Origin of the sequence: Streptomyces olivochromogenes (assembly GCF_021538895.1) — a bacterium.
GTDB lineage: Bacteria > Actinomycetota > Actinomycetes > Streptomycetales > Streptomycetaceae > Streptomyces > Streptomyces olivochromogenes_A.
This window is the reverse complement of the sequence record NZ_JADDRL010000208.1, coordinates 1-8,200: the sequence shown is the minus strand read 5'-3', so window position 1 is coordinate 8,200 and position 8,200 is coordinate 1. Positions and strand designations below refer to the sequence as shown.

General features: G+C 72.4%; 6 protein-coding genes. 3 read left to right on the top strand and 3 right to left on the bottom strand.

Annotation, left to right across the window (positions count from 1 at the left end; all coding sequences use genetic code 11):
• Positions 1 to 276: 276 nt before the first annotated feature.
• Complete coding sequence (locus tag IPZ69_RS45440; RefSeq protein WP_235460790.1) at positions 277 to 837, bottom strand: MarR family winged helix-turn-helix transcriptional regulator; 561 nt, start codon at positions 835 to 837, stop codon at positions 277 to 279.
• A 142-nt stretch (positions 838 to 979) separates the two neighbouring features.
• Between IPZ69_RS45440 and IPZ69_RS45435 the strand changes: the two genes are divergently transcribed.
• Complete coding sequence (locus tag IPZ69_RS45435; RefSeq protein ID WP_235460789.1) at positions 980 to 2,269, top strand: MFS transporter; 1,290 nt, start codon at positions 980 to 982, stop codon at positions 2,267 to 2,269.
• Between the two features lie 45 nt (positions 2,270 to 2,314).
• Here IPZ69_RS45435 and IPZ69_RS45430 read toward each other — a convergent pair whose 3' ends face one another.
• Both IPZ69_RS45430 and IPZ69_RS45425 read right to left on the bottom strand, forming a co-directional pair.
• Positions 2,315 to 3,958, bottom strand: coding sequence for an ATP-binding SpoIIE family protein phosphatase (locus IPZ69_RS45430; RefSeq protein WP_235460788.1), 1,644 nt, complete (start codon positions 3,956 to 3,958; stop codon positions 2,315 to 2,317).
• 132 nt (positions 3,959 to 4,090) lie between these two features.
• A complete protein-coding gene (locus IPZ69_RS45425; RefSeq protein WP_235460787.1) occupies positions 4,091 to 5,470 on the bottom strand; it encodes an NAD(P)/FAD-dependent oxidoreductase in 1,380 nt (459 codons plus the stop codon).
• A 380-nt stretch (positions 5,471 to 5,850) separates the two neighbouring features.
• Here IPZ69_RS45425 and IPZ69_RS45420 point away from each other — a divergent pair, with 380 nt between their 5' ends.
• The gene (locus IPZ69_RS45420) at positions 5,851 to 6,609 is read left to right on the top strand and encodes a TetR/AcrR family transcriptional regulator (RefSeq protein ID WP_235460786.1); all 759 of its coding nucleotides are present in this window, start codon (positions 5,851 to 5,853) and stop codon (positions 6,607 to 6,609) included.
• Positions 6,610 to 6,797: 188 nt separating this feature from the next.
• Positions 6,798 to 8,200: sigma-70 family RNA polymerase sigma factor (locus tag IPZ69_RS45415; protein WP_235460785.1), on the top strand; the 1,403-nt coding region annotated here is incomplete at its 3' end.

Below are 8,200 nucleotides of genomic sequence, written 5' to 3'. Positions count from 1 at the left end.
TTGGGCCGTTCCGACGTCTCAAACCCTAGCGGATTCTCTCGGCGATTCCCAATCGGGTCTTGCGACTCGAACGGGCGCCACCGAGTCCCAAAATCGGATTGAATTCGGGCACGCCGAAAACAACCCTGCTGGGCGATCGTGCTGGTGGTTTGGTTTGCCGCTGCTGCGGCGGAGGTGTTGCCGGGGAACCGTTACGGCCCCGTGGCAACCCGAAGAACTCTACGGATGCGACAGGGGGCTGTCAACCACCCCTGTCAAGATCTTTTCTTCGCGGAGTCAGTCCAGGTCGGTGAGGCGTCCGCCGGCGTCCGGCTGGGCGTGTTCCACCCGGCGCAGGAGGCGGGTGAGGGCCTCGCCGAGGACCGTGCGCTCCTCCGCGGACAGGTCCTGGAGGAGGTCCTCCTCGAAGACCGAGGCGAGCCGCATGGCCTCCAGCCACTTCTCGCGGCCCTCGGTGGTGAGCTCCACGATCACCCGAACGCGGTTGGACTCGTCCCGCTCCCGGGTGACGAGACCCTCCGCCACCATCCGGTCGATGCGGTGGGTCATCGCGGCCGGCGTGAGGCCGAGGCGCTTGGCGAGCTCGCTGGGGCCCATCCGGTAGGGGGCGCCGGAGAGGACCAGCGCCTTGAGGACCTCCCACTCGGCGTTGCTGATGCCGAGGGCGGAGGTCTGACGGCCGTAGGCGACGTTCATCCGACGGTTCAGCCGGGACAGCGCCGAGACGATCTTCTCGACCTGGGGGTCGAGGTCCCGGAACTCGCGCTGGTACGCGGCGATCTGCTCTTCGAGGCTCGGCTCGCTGCCGATGCCGGTGCTGCCGGGGGTGTCACCCATGGGCCCCAGTATCGCATGGAGCCGCTTGGCGTTGAAGTTCTTCGGTGTGTACTGTTTAGCTTCGAAATTTATCTTCGAAGTCTTCGGTTCTAAGACCTGAGGGTCCGCAACTAAGCGGACCGACTACCTGAGAGAGGTGAACGTGACCAGGGCGATGGGCGCAGCGATGCGCCGGATCCACGTGGGCAACGCACTCAGCGCGTTCGGGCTCGGCTTCACCGTCCCCTACCTGTACGTCTATGTGGCGCAGGTGCGGGGGCTGGGGGCCATGACGGCGGGACTCGTGCTCGCCGTCTTCGCCGTCGCCGCGCTCATCGTGCTGCCGTTCGCCGGTCGGGCGATCGTGCGGCGCGGCCCGCTGCCGGTCCTGCTCGCCGCCCTGGTCACGGCCGCGCTGGGCGCGCTGAGCCTGGGGCTCGCGGGCAGCGCGGCGGCGGTGCTGCTGTCGGCGGCAGCGCTGGGGGCCGGGCAGGCCGTGATGCAGCCGGCGCTGGCCACGATGATCGTGGACTGCTCGTCGGCGGATACGCGGTCGCGGGCGTTCGCGACGCAGTTCTTCCTGCAGAACCTGGGTCTCGGGGTCGGCGGTCTCATCGGCGGGCATCTGGTCGACACGACCCGCGTCTCCTCCTTCACGCTGCTGTTCGCGATCGAGGCGGCGATGTTCCTGCTGCTGGTCGTGGTGATGTCGACGGTGCGGATGCCGCACTCGCCCCGGTTCGGGGACGCGCCGGCGCGCTCGGCGAAGGGCAACTGGAAGCAGTTGCTCGGGAACCGGGCCATGGTGCAGCTGATGGTGCTGGGCTTCGTCCTGTTCTTCGCCTGCTACGGGCAGTTCGAGTCGGGCCTGAGCGCGTACGGAGTGGAGGCCGCCGGAATCTCGACCTCCGCGCTGGGTACGGCCCTGGCCGCCAACACGCTGATGATCGTGGTCGCGCAGTTCGCGGTGCTGAAGTTCGTCGAGCGGCGTCGCCGGTCCCGGGTGATCGCGGCCGTCGGTCTCATCTGGGCCGTAGCGTGGATCGTGGCCGGGTACGCGGGGCTCGGGCACGGCAGCCAGGAGATGGCCACGGCCGCGTTCGTGTCGACGTACGCGCTGTTCGGGCTCGGTGAGGCGATGCTGTCGCCGACCGTGGCGCCGCTGGTCGCCGATCTGGCGCCGAGCGGGCTGGCCGGGCAGTACAACTCGGCCTTCGCCCTGGTCAAGCAGCTCGCGCTGGCCGTCGGGCCGGCGGTGGGCGGGCCCATGGCCGCCTCGCTCCACGGGCCGTACGTCGTGACGTTCCTGCTCTTCTCGCTGGGGATCACGGTGCTCGCGCTCCGGCTCGGGCGGCAGCTCACGCCCGCCCAGGACCAGCCGTCGTCGGCCGCGCGGAGCCGGGTGGTGGCCCGGGGCGAGGCGCCCACGGAGCCGGTGGCGGCGGAGGCGTAACCCCTTCTCGCGCCGCTACGCGCTTCCCGCGCGCGGCGGCGCGAGCTACTCGCAGGGCAGTACGAACTCGCACCACACCGCCTTTCCGCCTCCCGGCGTCCTGCGCGACCCCCAGTTGGAGGCGATGGTCGCGACGATGGCGATACCCCTGCCCGATTCGTCGCCCGGCTCCGCCCTGCGGCGGCGCGGGAGGTGGTCGTCGCCGTCGGTGACCTCGACGATCAGGCGGCGGTCGGTGCGGCGCAGCCGCAGGCGCATGGGCGGGGTGCCGTGCTGGAGGGAGTTGGCGACCAGTTCGCTGGTGGCCAGGACGCCCAGGTCGTGCAGGTCGGCCGGGAAGCGCCAGCTGGTGAGCACGCCGGAGGCGAAGGCACGCGCGCGTGGGGCCGCTTCCACGCCGCCGAGGAGTTCCAGGGCGGCGTTGCGGAAGAGGTCGCCGTCGGGGCCGGTGCGGGCGGGGTGCTGGAGGACCAGGACCGCCACGTCGTCGTCGTGGTCGGCGGTGACGCCGGCGGAGCGGACGAGGCGGTCGCAGATGACCTGCGGGGTGCCCGAGGCTCCGGCCAGGGCGTGTTCCAGGGCCGCGATGCCCTCGTCGAGGTCCTCGTCGCGGCGTTCGACGAGGCCGTCCGTGTAGAGGACGGCGGTCGAGCCGGGGCCGAGGGGGATCGAGCCCGAGGTGTGGATCCAGCCGCCGGTGCCGAGCGGGGGTCCGGTCGGTTCGTCGGCGCGCAGGACCGTGCCGCTCTCGTCGCGGACCAGGATCGGGAGGTGGCCGGCGGAGGCGTACACCAGGCGGCCCTCGTTCGGGTCGTGGATGGCGTAGACGCAGGTGGCGATCTGGTTGGCGTCGATCTCGGTGGCGAGGCCGTCGAGCAGCTGGAGCACCTCGTGCGGGGGCAGGTCGAGGCGGGCGTACGCGCGGACGGCCGTGCGGAGCTGGCCCATGACCGCGGCCGCCCGTACTCCTCTGCCCATCACGTCGCCGATGACCAGGGCCGTGCGGCCGCCGCCGAGGGTGATCACGTCGTACCAGTCGCCGCCGACCGCGGCCTCCGTGCCGCCGGGCTGGTAGGTCGCCGCGATGCGCAGGTCGTCCGGTTCTTCGAGTTCCTGCGGGAGCAGTGAGCGTTGCAGGGTCACCGCGGTCTCGCGCTGGCGGCGTTCGCTGGCGCGCAGGCGTTCGGCGGCCTCGGCGTGGTCGGTGACGTCGGTGGCGAAGACGAGCACCGCGCCATCGCCGCCGTCTTCGGCGACGGGGGTGCAGGTGAAGGTGTAGGAGCGGCCGTCGGGGGCCTTGCGGGACTTGAGGGTGCGGGGCTTGCCGCTGCGCAGGACCTGGTCGAGGAGGGGCAGCAGGCCCAGTTCGGCGAGTTCCGGGAGGGCTTCGCGGGCGGGTTCGCCCAGCGGCCGTGCGCCGAAGGCCAGGACGTAGGCGTCGTTGACGTACGCGGTGCGGTGGTCGGGGCCGTGGACGAGGGCGACGAGTGCCGGAACGCGGTCCAGGACCTCGCGGGCGGGGAGTTCGTCGACGGCGGGTACGGGCGATGCCTCGTCGGTCAGTTGTTCGGCGCGGGCCGCGGGCACGGAGCCTTCCCCCCGCCGGTCCGGGGTGACCGCGTGCTCGGTCCGCGCTGCGGCGCGGCGCTGCGTTCCGGGGAGCCGGGCGCTCCAGCGCGTGAAGTTCACTTGGGAAGAAGCCTCGTGGGTGCTGAGGACGGGCGGGGTACCCGTCCGAGGTCGTGGGGCAGTCTGGCAGTGTGGCCGACCGCGGCGACATCCGTCAGACGCCGGGGTGGCCCGTGGAGTTCCTCGGTCCGGTCAGGACGACCCCTTCGGGTCGTCCGAGGGGTCGTGATGAGGCTTTCCACCGGCCGCGAGTTCGAACTCCGCTCGCGGATGTTCGAGCGAACCCAGGGAGACGATCTCCCGCTTGAAGAGCCCGGACAGCGTCCATTCGGCGAGCACGCGGGCCTTGCGGTTGAAGGTGGGCACCCGGCTGAGGTGGTAGAGGCGGTGCATGAACCAGGCAGGGTAGCCCTTCAGCTTGCGCCCGTAGATCTGCGCGACGCCTTTGTGCAGTCCCAGGGAGGCGACCGAGCCGGCGTAGGCGTGCGCGTAGGTGTCCAGGGGCTCGCCGCGCAGGGTGTGGGCGAGGTTGTCGCCGAGGACCTTGGCCTGGCGCAGCGCGTGCTGGGCGTTGGGGGCGGTCTGCCTGCCGGGTTCCTCGGCGGTGACGTCGGGGACGGCGGCGGCGTCGCCCGCGGCCCACGCGTGCTCGGCGCCGTCGACGGTCAGCTGGGGCGTGCAGGTGAGGCGTCCGCGTGCGTCCAGCGGCAGGTCGGTGGCGGCGAGGAGGGGGTGCGGTTTGACGCCGGCGGTCCAGACGACCGTACGGGTCGGGAAGCGTTGGCCGTCGCTCAGTACGGCGACGCGGTCGGCGCAGGATTCGAGGCGGGTGTCGAGGAGTACCTGGATGTTGCGGCGGCGCAGCTCGGTGAGGGTGTAGCGGCCCATCTCCTCGCCGACCTCGGGCAGGATGCGGTCGGTGGCCTCCACGAGGATCCACTTCATGTCCTCGGGCTGGAGGTTGTGGTAGTACCGCGTGGTGTAGCGGGCCATGTCCTCCAGTTCGCCGAGCGCCTCGACGCCGGCGTAGCCGCCGCCGACGAAGACGAAGGTCAGGGCCGCGTCGCGGATCGCGGGGTCGCGGGTGGAGGAGGCGATGTCCATCTGCTCGATGACGTGGTTGCGCAGCCCGATGGCCTCCTCGACGGTCTTGAAGCCGATGGCGTACTCGGCGAGGCCGGGGATGGGGAGCGTGCGCGCGACCGAGCCGGGCGCGAGGACGAGTTCGTCGTAGTCGAGGCGGTCGCCGCCCTGGCCCTCCTCGTGGGTGGCGAGCGTGGTGAGGGCCGCGGTCCGCTTGGCGTGGTCGATGGACGTCACCTCGCCGATGACGACATGGCACTGGTGCAGGACGCGGCGCAGCGGTACGACGACATGACGAGGAGAAATCGAACCGGCGGCCGCTTCGGGGAGGAACGGCTGGTACGTCATGTACGGGTCCGGGGTGACCACGGTGATCTCGACGTCACCCCGCTTGAGCTCGTGTTTCAGCTTCCGCTGAAGGCGCAGGGCGGTGTACATCCCGACGTAGCCGCCACCGACAACGAGAATGCGCGCACGTTCCTTCACCATCCCATGACGCACCCGGCGCTCTTGTTTGTCCACAGCCTCGGCAATTTGTGTGACCGGCGACCGGCTGTACGCCCGTTGGCCGAGGGGTCGGACCGGGACGAAAGGGGGCAGGTCAGCGGGGGCGGACAGGAGGGCGCGAGGGTGCGCAATCGGGACGTATATGCTCCGTACTCCGATCGGGGGGCGCACTGTGCGGAACCTGCCCCTTCTGAATTGACTCCCTCTCAACTATGTTCGTGTGTCGACGGGGTGTAGGGGATGTGGGCGAACGGTTCCGCGACGGGCGGACCCGGTCAAGGAACGGCACCCGTTCCGCGCACTCCGGATTCAGTGGCGGGGAGAGTCTCCGGGGGGAGACGTCATTAACCGGGGGAACGCTTATGCACATTCAGGACACGCATTGGTCTTCCGCATCTGCCATCGCGCCTGGTGGCGGGGCGGTGAGCGCGGCGGCGAGCAACGGACGCGCGGACAGTTCGCGTACGACGCCGCTGCGGGTGGACGCACAGCGCAATCTGGAGCACGTGTTGCGTGCGGCGCGCGAGGTCTTCGGCGAGCTGGGTTACGGCGCGCCGATGGAGGACGTGGCGCGCCGGGCGCGGGTCGGCGTCGGCACGGTGTACCGGCGCTTCCCGAGCAAGGACGTCCTGGTCCGGCGTATAGCCGAGGAGGAGACCTCCCGGCTGACCGACCAGGCGCGTGCGGCGCTCGGTCAGGAGGACGAGCCGTGGTCGGCGCTGTCGCGCTTCCTGCGCACGTCGGTGGCCTCGGGCGCCGGCCGGCTGCTGCCGCCGCAGGTGCTGCGGGTGGGAGTCGCCGACGAGGAGGACTCCGTCGCGGAGGAGCCGAGGGTGCCGCAGCAGCGGACACAGCCGGCGGCCGGTGAGCTGCGGCTGGTGTCCGACGAGCCGTCGGCCGCGGTCGACGACGCGGGTGCGGCGGCGCTGCTCGACGTGGTGGGCCAGCTCGTGGACCGGGCCCGTGCGGCGGGCGAGCTGCGGCCGGACGTGTCGGTGTCCGACGTCCTGCTGGTGATCGCCACGGCGGCCCCGTCGCTGCCGGACGCGGCCCACCAGGCGGCGGCCTCGGCGCGGTTGCTGGACATCCTGCTGGAGGGACTGCGGTCCCGGCCGGCGTGAGCGAGGCCAAGTCCCGGACGGGGTCGGCCCGTTGATCCTTCCCCGTCCGGGGGACGGCTGGCACTGCTGAGCGGTAGGCCCCCCACGGTCGAGTGGATGGCCCGTACTGTGGGGTCCTGAAAAAAAGCCGGTGTGGCACTCTGACCCGGTGATCGGGTCGGGCTGGCAGGCGTCGGGGGCTTACCGCGATGAGCGTTGACGGGTGGGACGAGTCCCGCGGCGAGGGTGACCCGGAGGCCGGCGGCCTGACCTCACCACAGGTGCCGAACCAGGGCGGGCCGGCCGGCCCGCCGGCACCCGGCGACCCGGCCGCGGGCATCCTCCCCGCCCAGCGCGAGAGCAGCGTCCTGCCGCCGCGCACCGTGCCGTCGGCCGACGGCACGCTGATCGAGCGCATGCGCGCGGGCGACGACTCGGCGTACGAGGAGCTGTACCGGCGGCACGCGGACGCGGTGCGCCGCTACGCCCGCACCTGCTGCCGCGACGGCCACACCGCCGACGACCTGACCGCCGAGGTCTTCGCCCGCATGCTCCAGGCGGTGCGCGGCGGCGCCGGACCCGAACACGCCGTACGCGCCTACCTGCTCACCTCCGTGCGGCGCGTCGCCGCGCACTGGACCAAGTCCGCCCGGCGCGAGCAGCTCGTCGACGACTTCGCGGTGTTCGCCACGCAGGCCTCGCGCGGGTCCGAGGCGTCCGAGGGCACCTCGTCCCTCGGCTCCCTCGGAGCGGGGCTGGACCTGGGCGCCGAGGTCCGGGCGATGCACGAGGCCGAGCAGTCCATGGCGATGCGGGCCTTCCGCTCGCTGCCGGAGCGCTGGCAGGCCGTGCTGTGGCACACCGAGGTGGAGGACGAGTCGCCGAGCCAGGTGGCCGTCCTGTTCGGGCTGGACGCCAACGGCACGCGCGTGCTGGCCAGTCGCGCCCGCGAGGGCCTCAAGCAGGCCTACCTCCAGGCCCATGTCAGCGCCGCCCTCGCGGGCGACGAGGAGTGCGCGCGCTACGCCGACCAGCTCGGCACGTACGCCCGCCGCAGGCTGCGCACCCGCGCCGAGCGGGGTCTGCGGGGGCACCTGGAGGAGTGCGCCAAGTGCCGGCTGGCGGCCGCCCAGATCGAGGAGGTCGCGAGCAGCATCCCCGCCGTCGTGCCGGTCGCGGTCATCGGCTGGTTCGGCGCCGCCGGGTACGCGAAGGCACTGGGACTCGTCGCGGGCGCCTCGGTGGGCGCCGCGGGCGCCGCCACCGCGGCGGGCGGCTCGTCCGGCGGTGCGGGTGCGGCTGGCGCGGCCGCCTCGGAGGGGGTGGCCGCGTCGGTGAAGGCCGGCGTCGCGGCCGGGGTGGTCGCGGTGGCCGCCGCCGCGGTGGCGCTCGCCCTGGCGAACAACGGCCACCCCGCCAAGGAGGTCGCCAAGCCGGCCCCGTCCTCGCCGGCCGTCCAGCCGACGGTGCCCTCCCCCGCGCCGTCGAAGAAGGAAAAGCCCCCGGCCGAAGCGCCGGTGGTCCCCGCGTCGGCCCCGTCGCCGTCGCGCACCGCGTCGCCCGAGCCCACGCCCACGCCCGCCTCCAGGCCGAGCCGGAAGCCGCCCCAGGC

Bases quoted from the DNA above. Each gene is read 5' to 3' on its own strand.
- IPZ69_RS45440 (WP_235460790.1), bottom strand. From the start codon at position 837: ATGGGTGACACCCCCGGCAGCACCGGCATCGGCAGCGAGCCGAGCCTC.
- IPZ69_RS45425 (WP_235460787.1), bottom strand. From the start codon at position 5,470: ATGGTGAAGGAACGTGCGCGCATTCTCGTTGTCGGTGGCGGCTACGTC.
- IPZ69_RS45420 (WP_235460786.1), top strand. From the start codon at position 5,851: ATGCACATTCAGGACACGCATTGGTCTTCCGCATCTGCCATCGCGCCT.